Source organism: Microbulbifer variabilis ATCC 700307 (genome assembly GCF_000380565.1).
GTDB classification, from domain to species: Bacteria; Pseudomonadota; Gammaproteobacteria; order Pseudomonadales; family Cellvibrionaceae; genus Microbulbifer; species Microbulbifer variabilis.
This window is the reverse complement of record NZ_AQYJ01000023.1, coordinates 268,342-281,831: the sequence shown is the minus strand read 5'-3', so window position 1 is coordinate 281,831 and position 13,490 is coordinate 268,342. Positions and strand designations below refer to the sequence as shown.

The window sequence follows — 13,490 nt, the reverse complement described above, 5'->3', positions numbered from 1 at the left end:
TTTTAGATTTTATCTCTCTAAGGCCTGTTATTCCGGCAAAGTTGGGAGAATGCCGCCAGGCTATTACCACTGGTAACCAACACCAACGGTTACTTTGGTATCTTCTTTTTCACTTTCCAGCGATGGTGTGTTGTCGTACTGCCACTGGTAGCCAATTTCCATCAGCACTCCTTCAACCAGTGGTGTTCTCACCCCCACCTTGGCATTTGCCTGGTAGTCATCACTGTGATCGAAAGACTGCAGGGTTTCCTGGTCAAAGTAAATTTCCGGGCCCAGGGAAAATTTATAACGGTAATTCAGCGCGACACGCCCTGCCACATATTGGTCGTCCTGATTCTCACTCAGCTCCGTATCAATAAAATCTTCCTGCAGGCTACTAACACCGCCTTCCAGTGAAAATGCTGTTTTGTCTGTGTCATAAAACAGGTAACCAAGACCCAGACCCATGGTTGTGCCGAGGTCCAAGTTCCGCGCCTCTTCATGCTCCCAGGCGGTATTTGCTGCAGCAAACCACTTTTCTGCAAAAATCCAGCGCAGGTCATAAGTCAGCCGGTATTTTTCCAGCGCGCCATCATCCTCACTGTCTTGATTCTGGTAAAGGGCGCCGACCAGGTGATGGAAATCCCCATGGCGCACATCCAGGTTAACATTTGCATCCAGGTCCTCACGCTCACGGTTCCCGGATTCAAAAACGCCGCCCGCACTCACATTACCCTTGAATGTCATTGGATTACTGACAAAGTGTGGATAGGGCTCAGCACGCTCCACTCCAGGAAAGTCGATCAACCAACCTCCACCCTCTGCGCAGTAGAGTTCCCACTGCTCCTGGCGGTGCCCTGCCAGCGTGCATGGCTCATCCCGCCCGGCAACTTTGAGATCGGTATCCACATCCATGGATACAACCTTGGATTTATCGACCTTAACTTCACCGAAGGTCTCAGATTTCCATACCACTTGTTCAGTATCTACAAGCACCAGCTCCCCCTGAATGCGATCACCATTCTCAAGGGTGAGCACACCCGCAAAAACCTGTAAGGGTGCAAGGCAAAGGAGAGTTTTGGCAAAAATCCGGGGAATTTGTGTCGATAGAACCACAGGAGAACCTTGAAGTTTCTGGATGAGCTTGCGATGAAAACTGTGATGAAAGCCCTATTCAATCGGCAATAATGCCACAACTGCCATAAATGTGGCACGCCAATACTACCTATTTTGTAACGGCTCAGTATGATACCCCGGCTTTAATCCGTGCTTTTTTATAGCTTATTTGCAGACAAATACGGCAAACTGGCGGCTAAATCTAATAAACCACTAAGAAATGAGGCTTTTGTGCCTGTAGAGACCAATACCACCGGCCCAGAAACACCAGGCAGCGCTCTCGCCAGAATATGCCGGGTTTTGGCCTCAATACCAACAGGCCGGGTCGTCACTTATGGAGATCTCGCCGAAATGGCCGGCTATCCAAGAGCCGCCAGACTAGCTGGTCAGACATTACGGAAACTACCCAAAGACACCAAATTACCCTGGCACCGGGTAATCAACGCCCAGGGAAGAATCTCATTACCCGAACCCGGGGCTTCCCGCCAACGCAAGCGGCTGGAAGAAGAAGGGATTACCTTGTTAAAGGGGCGGGTGGACATGGCCAAGTATCGCTGGAGACCATAACCCCGAAAGGAGCTGTACAAGTTTAGGCGGTAGTAATCAGGCTTCCTCCGCTGCATCACCATTCCACGGCGCGACATAAAAGAGCAGTAACATCCCCGGAACTGCCAACGCGGCGCACAGAAGAAAGAAGTTCGTCCACCCCACAGACTCAACCAAATACCCTGTTGAAGCATTGGCAAAAGTCCTGGGTAACGAGGTTAACGCAGTAAACAGGGCGAATTGGGTAGCCGTGTGTAATTTGCTGGTTGTGCGGGCAATAAAAGCGATGAAAACTGCAGTACCAAGACCAACCCCCAGATACTCAAAAGCAATCACTATCGCCAGTAGCCACAGGCTCGGCTTAAAACCCGGTGTGCCCACCAGATCCCCATTAGCCTCAGATAAAATCATAAAGCCAAAAATGGATACGAGCTGGATAACTCCAAAGATCCACAGACACTTATTAATCCCAATACGCACCATCAATAGGCCGCCGAGAAATCCCCCAATCACGGCGGGCCAGAGGCCGGCATTTTTAGCCACAATACCAATATCCGTATTGGTGTACCCCATATCCAGGTAATAGGGTGTCGCCAATGCAGTGGCCATATTATCGCCGAGCTTGTACAGGAACATGAAAGCAAGCACCAATACTGCGTGCTTTACGCCGTTGCGGTTAAAAAATTCGACAAATGGCAGCACGATAGCCTCGCGCAAAGTCCTTGGTGGCGCAGCCGGGTGCTGGGGCTCTGAAACCATCAAGGTCATAAATACAGCGATCAACATAAAAGCTGCAGTTATCCAAAAAACCTGGTCCCAGGCCAAATGATCCGACAGGATTAAACTGAGCGAACCCGGTATCAGGCCCGCTACTCGATAGGCATTCGCATGAAAGGAATTACCGAGACCTAACTCATGATCCGGCAATATTTCCCGACGGAAGGCGTCCAGGACAATATCCTGGCTGGCACTAAAAAAAGCCACACCAAAACATAAAGTGGCAATTGTCCATATATTGAACTGCGGATTGAACATACCTAAGCCGCCAATAAAGACTATCAGCAGCAATTGCATTACGAGCATCCAACCACGACGACGCCCTAAAATCGGGAAAGCAAAGCGCTCCATTAATGGAGCCCACAGAAACTTCCATGTGTAGGGCAGACCAAGTAAGGCAAAAATCCCGATGGTAGCCAGGTCTACTCCCTCAGAACGTAACCAGGCAGGCACCAGTTGAATCAGGACAAAAAGTGGCATTCCTGAGGAAAATCCGGTACCGATACAGATCAGCATACGCCGATTGAATACCGCCTCCCGAACCGTTTCGTGGGCCATAGTTTGTCGCTTTTAATTGCTGATTATCATTCTTGAAAACTACAGCTCTTAGACATCCCAGCTAACAGCCATAAGTGACACCAAAACCCCTCCCTTATCTCTATAAAAAACCAATAACCATTACAGGTTTCGAGCGGAGGAGTAATACAACCACCATAGACACAAGTCGGAGAAAATGCCCGTTGATGAGGAATTATCCGGGGGCGTAGCAACGAGATGAGTGACCGGCACACAGGAAAGCTTCTGTCATAAAGCAGATCTGTATGCCAGCAATAAAATTAGACCCTGGAATGGCTCTCTTCAGGTCGCGCGTGAGTCTGGCTGCGGTTCTTCCAGATGCCATTCACGCTGTTCACGCCGCCAGAAATAGATAGAGAGTAAAATTGCCGGAACTCCCATTAAGGCAGCATAAATAAAGAAATGGGCGTAACCCTGAGCATCAACCACCATACCGGAAAAACCACTGATAAATTTACCCGGCAGCGTCATCAGAGAGCTGAACAAGGCATACTGGGTTGCGGTATAAGCCTTATTGGCCAGGCTCGACAGGTAAGCGACAAGGACCGCATTAGCAATACCGCCGCTGATGTTGTCGGCACTGATCACCAGGGCCAGCCATGCCTTATCCGGACCAATCAGTGCAAGCTGGGCAAACAGTAAGTTGGTGCAGGCAACCATTACCGCCCCGAGTATCAGCGGGCGCAAAATGCCATAGCGCACCACCAGGACTCCACCTAGAAAGGAGCCGAGAATAGTGCAGAAGAATCCGAACAGCTTACTGATTTCTGCAATTTCTGTTTTGGAAAAGCCTAAATCCAAGTAGAAGGGATTGGCCATAATCCCCATCGCAATATCGCTTAGGCGGAAAATACCGATAAACAGCAATAAAACAAAAGCAAAGCGCCCATTGCGTTGGAAGAACTCAATAAAGGGACAGGCGACAGCACGAACAAACCACTGCTTCAAGCGACTGTGTTCGCCCTTCCCCAACAGGCGCTGCTCCCATTCACTCTGCAGTACGTCAGCCTCTTTATTAACCTTCGAGTGATCGGGCTCTGTGATCAACAAAGTGGTGATCACACCCACCCCCATCAAAACGGCCATTGCCAGGTAGGCGCCAGACCAACTGAACAAATCTGCAATAAATAGTGCCCCAGCCCCAGCAATCAGCATCGCAACCCGATAACCAAACACATAATTAGCCGCCATAGCTCCCTGGTAGTCTTCATCCATGGCTTCAATTCTGTAGGCATCAATAGCCACATCTTGTGAAGCCGAGCAGAATGCAACCCACAGAGCGAGCAGAGCTACTTGCAACAAGGACAGCTGGGGATCCACGCTGGCCATACCCACCAAGCCAATGGCAACGCCCACTTGGGACACCAGCATCCAGCTCCGCCGTTTTCCCAGGCTTTTGGTCAGTAAAGGCAACCGTAAATAGTCAATGATGGGAGCCCAGAGCACCTTTATTGAAAAGGTAATTCCGACCCAGGCAAAGAAGCCTATAGCGGTGCGGCTAACACCGTAGTCGCGCAGCCAGGCAGTCAGGGTTGAGAAGACCAGTAAAAGCGGAAGGCCGGCAGAAAAGCCGAGGAAAAACATGGTGATTACACGGGGCTTCAGATAAGCTCCAAGTGCTTGCCCCCATGTCAGTTGCTGCCGCGACATATTCAATCTTCCCCTTTGAGCCCTATTGCCGGCCATAAAGAAAGAGCGCAGGCAATATGTCTGCACCCAAAAAGCTACCTAACTCAATGGCCCCACAGAACCTCGAGCTCTGCCTCGGCCAACTTGTTGGCATTCACATTGAAGCCCACCTTGGCGGGAGATGAATTTTCATCTAACGGCAGGGAATCCACTTTCAGGGCATATACACGGAAGCGATAGCGATGGTCGCCGTGCCCTTTGGGTGGGCAGGCGCCACCATATCCAGGATTTCCATAGTCATTGCGCCCCTGAATAGCTTCGGGAATCAGGCCGTTCTTCAGGTCTCCAGCACCCTCTGGCAGACTGGTTACGTCAGCAGGGATATTAAAAATCACCCAGTGCCACCAGCCACTGCCTGTCGGTGCATCGGGATCATAAACCGTCACCGCAAAACTTTTAGTGCCTTCGGGGGCCCCCTCCCAGCTCAGTTGCGGAGAGACATTTTCCCCGCCACAGCCGGCATATACATGAGCTAATGGCATTTTTTTGCCGGGTTTCAAAGACGTAGAAGACAGTGTCAACTGCCCGGCCTGGGAGGCAACAGCCATCAAAGAAAATATTGTCGCTGCAAAGAAACTGGCAATTTTGCTGTACTTTATGCGGCGAAATCCTAGGTTCATATCCAACACTCTCATTGTTACTCTTCCACACTGGCCAACAGGCTTGAAACCTTGCCCAGATCCATGTTGCCACCGGTCAATACAACTGCGACATTCTTGTTGCGAAAACGCGCTCCGTGCTCGAGCACAGCTGCGAGCCCCACGGCAGCTGAGGGCTCAACCATTTGCTTGGTGCGAGTCCACAATAGTTGCATTGCCCGCACAATACCACTTTCAGAAACCGTCACAATATCTCTCACAGTGCGACGAATCACCCTGTAGTTTCGGTGCCCAAGCGTTGTACGCAAGCCATCGGCAATAGTATGGGGCTGCTGGGTAGTGATATGAACACCGCCACGCAAAGATCGCTGCGCATCATCCGCGCCAGCGGGCTCTGCGCCTATTACCAATACATCTGGAGCCAACGCCGCTATTGCCAGCCCAGTGCCTGCGAGCAGGCCACCGCCACCCACAGGGGCCACAATCACATCCGGAGTAAAACCCTGCTCCCGACATTGCTGAACAACCTCTAGAGCTACCGTGCCCTGCCCCGCAATAATCCTGCTGTCGTCATAGGGCGGCACTACATGGGCCCCTGTCTCTTGCACCACTTTTTGCAGAGCCTCTTCACGGTCTGCCAGGGTAGGACCGCAAGTAACAATTGTTGCGCCATAACTTTCCACAGCCATGCGCTTCATATCGGGCGCCGTCTCTGGCATTACAACAATACAGGGCAAACACCGCTCCGCAGCAGCCCATGCCAACGCCGCGCCATGATTGCCTGAGGAGTGGGTCGCCACCAACTCAGCTCCTTCAGGCAAGAGGGAAAGTGCATTTGCAGCTCCACGTGCTTTAAACGCACCCACTTTTTGCAAGTGCTCACATTTAAACCAAAGATTGGCGCCACCCAGCTCATTGAGAAGCTGGGAGCGAATCAAGGGAGTTCGATGGACAGTTCCGGAGACTGTTTGTGCCGCGCAAAAAACATCAGCACTGGTAGGCAGGTCATTGGGGTCCGAGGGCATAGCTCTGTTGGTCTTTTTAATTTACGACTGAATGTACCAACTCAAGCCACTAAAAAACCAGCAAAATTCCCTTTTCGCCCATATCTCGCTAAATATTTTTGGCCACTCTATCGCTGCAGTATTTTCAACCACTTAAATTTTCGATTGGTGTACGGCGCATAACGCAGGTCAACATCCAGAATATTTTTGCGTTTCATCACGGCTTTGTAGTGGCTAAAAGTTCTGAAACCATGCTCACCGCGGTAACAGCCCATACCGCTGGCTCCCACTCCTCCAAATGGCAGATCCTGGGCCAGCATAAACATCATGCAATCGTTCACGCAGGCATTACCGGAGCTGCAGCGGGAAAGCACCCGGTCAGCGATGGCATCACTCCGGGTAAAAATATACAGCGCTAACGGCTTTTCCCTCTCATTAACAAACGCTTCCACTTTTCCGAAGTCATCCAACTCAACTACCGGCAGCAAGGGACCAAAAATCTCTTCCTGCATTACCGGGGACTCCAGATTGACACAGCGCATCAGGGTTGGCGCCATGTAGCAACTATCCACATCGACATCCCCACCAAAAATTACCTCACCATCACCGAGGAGGTCCGCCAAACGCAATGTGTGCTGGGTATTGATTATCCGTCCATAATCGCTGCTTTGACGGGGGCTGTCCCCAAACATCTCCCTTACCGCCAGCTGGATAGCAGGGACAAGACGGTCCGCGGTGTGCTTGGTACACAGTACATAATCCGGTGCAATACAGGTTTGCCCCGCATTGGTAAATTTCCCCCAAGCTATACGCCGCGCGGCAATATCGATATCTGCATCATCGGCCACAATACAGGGGCTTTTGCCGCCAAGCTCCAGGGTAACCGGAGTTAAGTGCTTACTTGCTGCCCCCATAATAATCCTGGCTACCCGACCACCGCCGGTGTACATGATGTGATCCCAGCGCTGCTCCAAAAGGCTCGTGGTCTCTGCCACAGCTCCCTCAACACAGGCGAAGGCATCATTATCCAGGTATCTGGGCAACAACTCAGCGATCAAATGAGAAACCGCAGGGGATAATTCCGACGGTTTGACCACTGCACAGTTACCCGCCGCTATGGCAGGCACAAGAGGCGACAGCAATAGTTGAAGGGGATAATTCCAGGCGCCAATAATCAATATCACCCCAAGGGGTTCTGGCTGTATATAGCTTTTCGCAGGTTGGGTGAGAAGTGGCGAGGAAACCTTGCGCTGGCGTACCCACTTTTTGAGGTGCTTGAGGGTATGATCGATATCACTATAGAGAAACGAAATCTCAGTCAGGTAAGCTTCCTGGGGAGCCTTATGCAGGTCCTCATTCAAGGCCCCAATAAAGCGCGCCTCATTCTCCGAGAGCATTTTGCGCAGCTGAATTAATTGGCGACGCCTCCAGGCCAGCTCAAGGGTACTTCCACTGCGAAAATATGCCCTTAGTCCAGCGACTAACGCCGCGGAGTCCCTACCATTTGCAGCACTGAGATCTGACAGCATTTGCGGTTCCAGTAATGAAACATTCAAACCCTACTTCCTCCACTGAGTATAAGCATCCCGCTACCCGGTAATCTCCGGAGTGCGATAGCGGGCGCAATCATCTGGGAGGATGGTTAAAAGTCAAGCAATTACTGGGAAATTTTTCCAAAATGTAATTCAGTTAAAAAATAATTTACTCATTTCAGCTCTGAATAACTTCAAAAAATCAGGCGAACAAAACCGTCAGGGCCAACACGGTAACCCACAACAGTAGGGTTCTGGAAAGCAAGGACTGCAGCCCCTCTATTTCCGCGCCACTTTGACGCTGGACTTGTGAAAGATCTGCACTGGCACTGCATTCACTGGCGTCAATTCCTCCTAACGCCCCTTCCAGGTAGGCTTCGAGCACCTGTGCCGTATCTCTCTCACGACACATCAGACACTGACGCCAGGCTCGGTAGCAACCGGCAAAATTACCCACAATCGCAAAGCTGAGCCCCATGATCCTTACCGGCAACCACTCCAGTAACCAAAGCCAGCGGGCTGCAGTTGCCTGCCACTGTGTCCCGCGAGCGCGCTCTGCATAGAGAGCACTCAAACGAAATAGCAGCGCACCCGGTATCCCGAGCAAAATAAACCAGAAAAGAACGGCAAAGAGGCGCTCGAAGGCACTGTAAGCGGCACCGCGGAAGACCTGTTCATGCAGGCACTTGCCATCTGCCGGAGTCTCGTGGATATCCTGTAGAAAAGGGGCCGCAGCTTCCTCAGCCCCCTTGAAGTCGCCCCGATACCAGCTGCGCAGGTAAACGCTTACAATCTCGTTAAAATTGCCTCGTCCCAGGCAATAAAGTAACAGTGGCACCCCAAGTAAAAGCGCTCCCAAGCCTCCAAAGTTGGATTCTGCAATTACCATCACCACCGCAATCAGCAGCACCGGTGGCAGAATACTGGCCCCCAGCAACAAGCCGCCATTCGATTGCAGTTGCGGCACTTTAGAGAGTCGCTCACACCATTTATCAAACCAGCCATCGCGGTGCAAAGGCGCACCAGACCCCCAGATTTGCACCAGAGCCAAAGTGAATAAAACGATTAGCAGAGTCATAGTGATACCGCGTCAGCCCATAGTTGAATCATGATGCGCCACCCTGGGTCTGCTAAACAAGTAGGCGAACCTCACACAATGGCAGTTCAATTTTAAAGGCGATGTGGATTGATACACCAGCACCGCGAAGTGGAAGTTTCACTCAACGAGCTTATCGAGCTCATTCAAGTAGCGCTCCCAGTCAAAGCCGGGGCCGGGGTCCAGCTTGCGTCCAGGCGCTATATCAGAGTGACTGGCTATCCTGTCCACGCCGATGGCTGGATAAGCCAGCATAATGGCCGCACTCACCTCTGCCAGGGCATGGTATTGGGCATCGGTATAAATATCCGTATCCAAGCCTTCAAGCTCGATCCCGATAGAAAAGTCATTACAGTTGGTGCGCCCTTTGAATTCCGACTTACCCGCATGCCAGGCGCGCCGGTCAAGGGGCACATACTGGGTGACGATACCATCCCGATCAATAAGGATATGTGCAGAAACCTGCAGAGCCGCAATCTCGGCAAAATAGGGATGGGCATCAATATCCAGCTGCCCAAGGAAAAACGCATCGATATAAGGCCCGCCATACTGCCCGGGTGGCAGGCTGATGCTGTGAACGACCAAAAGGTCCACGGGGCAGTCGTCGGGCCGGCTGTTGCAGTGAGGACTGGGCACCCGGCGCGCACCGGATAGCCAGCCAGATTCCACTTGGTATTTCAATCTGCGATCTCCGTTCCAGCAAACTACCACCCCAAATGAACTCAGGGCCTTGGCAGTTACCATTCTATGGAAGCGTTGATCGATATGCCAATCGGTTTAGAGACGTATCGCGACAGAAGTGGGCCCCGGCAATAGTTGCCGGGACAGGGGAGCTAAAACAGGCAGATCAGCGCTGTTCGCTGCGTTTTTTGCGCACATTGCCAATAACCGACTGCAGCGCACGCTCAAATAACATACCGTCATCAAGGGGCAACAGCTGCGCTGAGCGCAGCGCATGAGCCAGCTCCAATCGGCCGAACTCCGCTACCTTGGCACCGTTGCGGTTCACAAAAATAAACTGGTCAATATCGCGGATAACCGCTGCCAAACGGCAGCGGAACTGCTCCTCATCAGAGCGCTTCAACTCAAACCAACTCCCCTGGGCGAGGCGGAAGGTCATCTGCCAGTGGGGGTCCGCCTCATCGAGAGGAGCAAGGCCCTCCTGCTCCGCAGAAGATGCCGCTAACTCCGCCTGGGCAACCGCCTGCTCAAGCTCTTCCATTTGCGGCACCGCCACTTCCTGCGACAGAGCGGTCTCTTCGGTTACCGGTTCGTCTTTATCATCAGCGGCCGGTTGCGGCTCGCCAGCTTCGGGAGCTATGGCCTCTACCGGCAGAGTTTCACTGGATTGAACCTCGACCACTTCCGCCAAATGATCCACCGAAGTGGCCGCCTTAACCTCGCGGGCCACCTGCTCTTTAACCTGAAGTTCGCGCTCCTCGGTGAGGCGCTGCGCGAGGGCAAAACGCTCGCGATAAACTTCCTTCAAACCGGCAAACATGGCGCGCGCCTCAAAGGCGTTGTAGGAGAGAGCTTCAATACCCTCGCGCAAACGCTCCTGCAAAACCGGCAACAAGCTCAGAAGCTGCTTACGGGAATCCGGCATTGGTGCCTGCACACTCCACACCAGGTCGCGGGCTGTGCGCACATCGCGACTCCAGGCCTCGCTTTCAGTGCCCTCTTTCACACAAGTGAGGAATAAAACGTTGTTCCAAACCTTTTGCAGCCAATCCTGTACCACAGGCGGCAGGTCTCTCTCGGCTACCAGGGCATCCATTACCGCTGCTACACGAGCGCGCGCGGCTTGGGTTTTTGCCCGGCCATCCGCCTCATCTATAACCCTGCGCTCCAGCATTTCCGCGCGCTTGCGTTCGCGAATAATAAACTCGCGCAAAGACTCCAGAAGCGTGGCAAAAATATTGATGTCCTGATCGAACTCGCTGAGAACCCGCTCTACGATCAGCGAGACTTCACTGTATAGAGGGTCGGACTCGAAATTGTCTGGAGCTTGCCAACCAGTGGCAGCATCGGCAAGCTCATTTAACAGTTTGCGTGCGGGATGGCCACCTTTACTAAAAAACGACTTATCGGCAATCGCAACCTTGAGCAATGGCAGCTGCAAACGGCCGAGCTGGGATTTAATCGGTGTGGCGAGACTGCGATCTTCCAAAATAAAGGAAAACAGCATTTCCACCAGTTTGATTACATCGCTATCCACTTTTGCCAACGAAGCTGCCTGATTGGAGTCAACCAGGCGCTGCTGCAGCAGATCGCCAACATTCAACAATTGGGCTGCACCGGCATCCTGGTAATGAGCCCCACTTTGCAAAGCTCCCAGATGTGTGAGCAGATCCCCAGCGGGCATGGGTGTCATACCCGCCGTAGCGGGTACGAGCCCTGGGGCAAAGTGACCACTGACAGGTACTCCCTGTGCGGCCTGGGTAGCACCATCCCCAGCGCTGCCAACTACAGCGGCCTGAGCTGCACCCGGATTGCCGGGACCACGCCCTGCCGGATAAGCCGAGCGCTGTCGCGCTGCGCGCTGCTGCTCCCGCAGTGAGGGCAACACGCCCTGCTCTACAAGTAGCTGATTACAGAATTCGTAAAAACCCCGCAGCTGCTGCATAACTGTTTGCTCAAATTTCTTGAGCAACGTAAGGCGCGCGCGGATATAGAGATCCAGCTCCTGAATTGCATCTACAAATGCATCGCAGATCACATCGGGGCCGAGAGGGTTGTTCTTGTCATACACCTTAACGGCGTAGAGGGTATCCAGGCGCAGGCACAATTCGGTCAGTGGCTCGGCAAAATCTCGCTTGGCATTGGCCACCATGGTATCCGCGGCCACCAGCTGCTCCAGGTCATCATTGTGAACCAGTGACAGATTGTCCTGGGCAAAAGCGGGTTCCGACGGCTCCTCCTGGCGGATCTGGAAAGCGTGCTGCACGTTTTTGACGAAGCGCTCAGCGACATTGCGGCGCTCTACTCTCAGCAGGCGCAATGCCTGGAACAGACCATCCTGCTCTTCCTGGCCGTGAGCACGCTCCGCCATCGCAAACAGTGAATCATCCACCGCCCCAAACAGCGCTTTGACACGCTCAAACAACTGGGTGCTGGCTTTTTCCTTTAACAGCACAACCGCCGAGGGCAGGACTGCGGGCTTACCCATAGAAGTACCATGTCGACCCGCACTTTTCTCTGAAAGGGAAACTACCTTGCTGGATTCACTCATTTCCAAGAAGTCCTTCGCATGCCATCCGGCGTTTTGCGCACTTGCTGGCTGAAATCTTGTCGGCCGGATAGGCCGTCTTAAATCACCAGTCCCATTTGTTCACCTCGCTGCTCACTTCAATAGGCGGCCTCAAGGCTTAAAAACATGCGGGGATAGGTCTGGTAAAATTCTCTCGAGATAATGCACCCGAAAATCCAACAACTACTTGATTTTGCTCAGGTTTTAAACGCATTAATGCAGTCAATTTGACTAGCGAATTTGGCGACGGCTCCCGCAGTGAGCTTTTCTCTCACCCCATCGATTCTACTCGCGTTACCCCCCCTGTTTACACACTTTAGCGACATATTTGAGACGCTTGTCACAGCGAAATGTAGGGCCAGCTGCTACCCGAGGATTTAACCCGGTAAAAATCGAGTAAATCCCCCAGGCAACCCAAATCCAGTCTGTTTTGGTAAACTGCCCGCGCTTTTTTATCGAGGTCCTCCAATGCACCCACAAGACTCCGCGATCCCAAACATCATGACCGACCTGAAAAGGGCCGTGCACACTGCGCTCGATGAAGATGTCGGTAGTGGAGACATCACCGCCCAGCTGATCCCAGCGGAGCGCAGTGCCCGTGCGCGAGTAATCACCCGGGAAGATTGCACCCTGAGCGGACGCGCCTGGGTAGAAGAGGTTTTTCGCCAGCTCGATCAGGATCTGCAACTGACCTGGCACTTTGAAGATGGAGACAGGGTTGCTGCAGATTCAGTGCTGTTTGAATTGGAGGGTAATGCCCGCGCAATCCTGACTGGTGAGCGCGCCGCCCTTAACTTTCTACAGACACTATCCGGCACGGCAACTACTGCAGCGGAATTCGCAAACCGTGCTGCAGGAACCGAAGTTAAGATTCTCGATACCCGCAAAACCATTCCAGGCCTGCGCAGTGCCCAGAAATATGCCGTGCTGTGTGGCGGCTGCCACAATCATCGCATCGGCCTCTACGACGCATTTTTAATTAAGGAAAACCATATCGCAGCCGCCGGCGGTATTGATGCAGCTGTCTCCCAGGCCAGGGCTATCAAACCCGGCGCACTGGTCGAGGTGGAGGTAGAGACCATTGAAGAGTTACAGCAGGCACTGGATAGCGGTGCCGATGTAATCATGCTCGATGAGTTCAATGACGAAGACACTCGCTCCGCCCTATCCCTGGCCAAAGGTAAAGCCAAAATAGAGATTTCCGGCAGTGTAGACCGGGATCGGATTCAGAAGCTGGCAGCTCTGGATGTCGACTACATCTCCTCCGGCAGCCTGACCAAGCACCTGCGCGCGATCGACCTCTCCCTGAGAATTGATTTTTAGTTT

General features: G+C 52.6%; 11 protein-coding genes. 2 read left to right on the top strand and 9 right to left on the bottom strand.

Annotated features, from left to right (window positions below; translation table 11 throughout):
- Window positions 1–63: 63 nt before the first annotated feature.
- Complete coding sequence (locus tag G367_RS0106510) at window positions 64–1,017, bottom strand: DUF481 domain-containing protein (protein WP_245556663.1); 954 nt, start codon at window positions 1,015–1,017, stop codon at window positions 64–66.
- Between the two features lie 228 nt (window positions 1,018–1,245).
- Here G367_RS0106510 and G367_RS0106505 point away from each other — a divergent pair, with 228 nt between their 5' ends.
- On the top strand, window positions 1,246–1,662 hold the full coding sequence (locus tag G367_RS0106505) for an MGMT family protein (protein WP_020412308.1): 417 nt from the start codon (window positions 1,246–1,248) through the stop codon (window positions 1,660–1,662).
- A 36-nt stretch (window positions 1,663–1,698) separates the two neighbouring features.
- On the opposite strand, the gene G367_RS0106500 is transcribed toward G367_RS0106505, so the two are convergent.
- From G367_RS0106500 to G367_RS0106465, 8 genes are all read right to left on the bottom strand, one after another.
- The gene (locus G367_RS0106500) at window positions 1,699–2,976 is read right to left on the bottom strand and encodes an AmpG family muropeptide MFS transporter (protein ID WP_020412307.1); all 1,278 of its coding nucleotides are present in this window, start codon (window positions 2,974–2,976) and stop codon (window positions 1,699–1,701) included.
- Between the two features lie 300 nt (window positions 2,977–3,276).
- Window positions 3,277–4,644 (bottom strand): AmpG family muropeptide MFS transporter, encoded by a 1,368-nt coding sequence (locus G367_RS0106495; protein ID WP_020412306.1) that lies wholly within the window; start codon window positions 4,642–4,644, stop codon window positions 3,277–3,279.
- 83 nt (window positions 4,645–4,727) lie between these two features.
- Window positions 4,728–5,318, bottom strand: a complete 591-nt coding sequence (locus G367_RS0106490; protein WP_020412305.1) for a YbhB/YbcL family Raf kinase inhibitor-like protein — start codon at window positions 5,316–5,318, stop codon at window positions 4,728–4,730.
- Window positions 5,319–5,320: 2 nt separating this feature from the next.
- Window positions 5,321–6,307, bottom strand: coding sequence for a threonine ammonia-lyase (locus G367_RS0106485; RefSeq protein WP_020412304.1), 987 nt, complete (start codon window positions 6,305–6,307; stop codon window positions 5,321–5,323).
- Window positions 6,308–6,414: 107 nt separating this feature from the next.
- A complete protein-coding gene (locus tag G367_RS0106480; RefSeq protein ID WP_020412303.1) occupies window positions 6,415–7,842 on the bottom strand; it encodes an aldehyde dehydrogenase family protein in 1,428 nt (475 codons plus the stop codon).
- A 178-nt stretch (window positions 7,843–8,020) separates the two neighbouring features.
- A complete protein-coding gene (gene ampE, locus G367_RS0106475) occupies window positions 8,021–8,896 on the bottom strand; it encodes a regulatory signaling modulator protein AmpE (RefSeq protein WP_020412302.1) in 876 nt (291 codons plus the stop codon).
- Window positions 8,897–9,034: 138 nt separating this feature from the next.
- Window positions 9,035–9,595, bottom strand: a complete 561-nt coding sequence (gene ampD, locus G367_RS0106470; protein ID WP_026304965.1) for a 1,6-anhydro-N-acetylmuramyl-L-alanine amidase AmpD — start codon at window positions 9,593–9,595, stop codon at window positions 9,035–9,037.
- A 166-nt stretch (window positions 9,596–9,761) separates the two neighbouring features.
- On the bottom strand, window positions 9,762–12,146 hold the full coding sequence (locus G367_RS0106465) for a DUF1631 domain-containing protein (protein WP_020412300.1): 2,385 nt from the start codon (window positions 12,144–12,146) through the stop codon (window positions 9,762–9,764).
- Between the two features lie 486 nt (window positions 12,147–12,632).
- Here G367_RS0106465 and nadC point away from each other — a divergent pair, with 486 nt between their 5' ends.
- Entirely contained in the window at window positions 12,633–13,487 is an 855-nt protein-coding gene (nadC, locus tag G367_RS0106455) for a carboxylating nicotinate-nucleotide diphosphorylase (RefSeq protein WP_157533379.1), read from the top strand.
- Window positions 13,488–13,490 lie beyond the last annotated feature (3 nt).

Bases quoted from the DNA above. Each gene is read 5' to 3' on its own strand.
- G367_RS0106500 (WP_020412307.1), bottom strand. From the start codon at position 2,976: ATGGCCCACGAAACGGTTCGGGAGGCGGTATTCAATCGGCGTATGCTG.
- G367_RS0106495 (WP_020412306.1), bottom strand. From the start codon at position 4,644: ATGTCGCGGCAGCAACTGACATGGGGGCAAGCACTTGGAGCTTATCTG.
- G367_RS0106490 (WP_020412305.1), bottom strand. From the start codon at position 5,318: ATGAGAGTGTTGGATATGAACCTAGGATTTCGCCGCATAAAGTACAGC.
- G367_RS0106485 (WP_020412304.1), bottom strand. From the start codon at position 6,307: ATGCCCTCGGACCCCAATGACCTGCCTACCAGTGCTGATGTTTTTTGC.
- ampE (WP_020412302.1), bottom strand. From the start codon at position 8,896: ATGACTCTGCTAATCGTTTTATTCACTTTGGCTCTGGTGCAAATCTGG.
- G367_RS0106465 (WP_020412300.1), bottom strand. From the start codon at position 12,146: ATGAGTGAATCCAGCAAGGTAGTTTCCCTTTCAGAGAAAAGTGCGGGT.
- nadC (WP_157533379.1), top strand. From the start codon at position 12,633: ATGCACCCACAAGACTCCGCGATCCCAAACATCATGACCGACCTGAAA.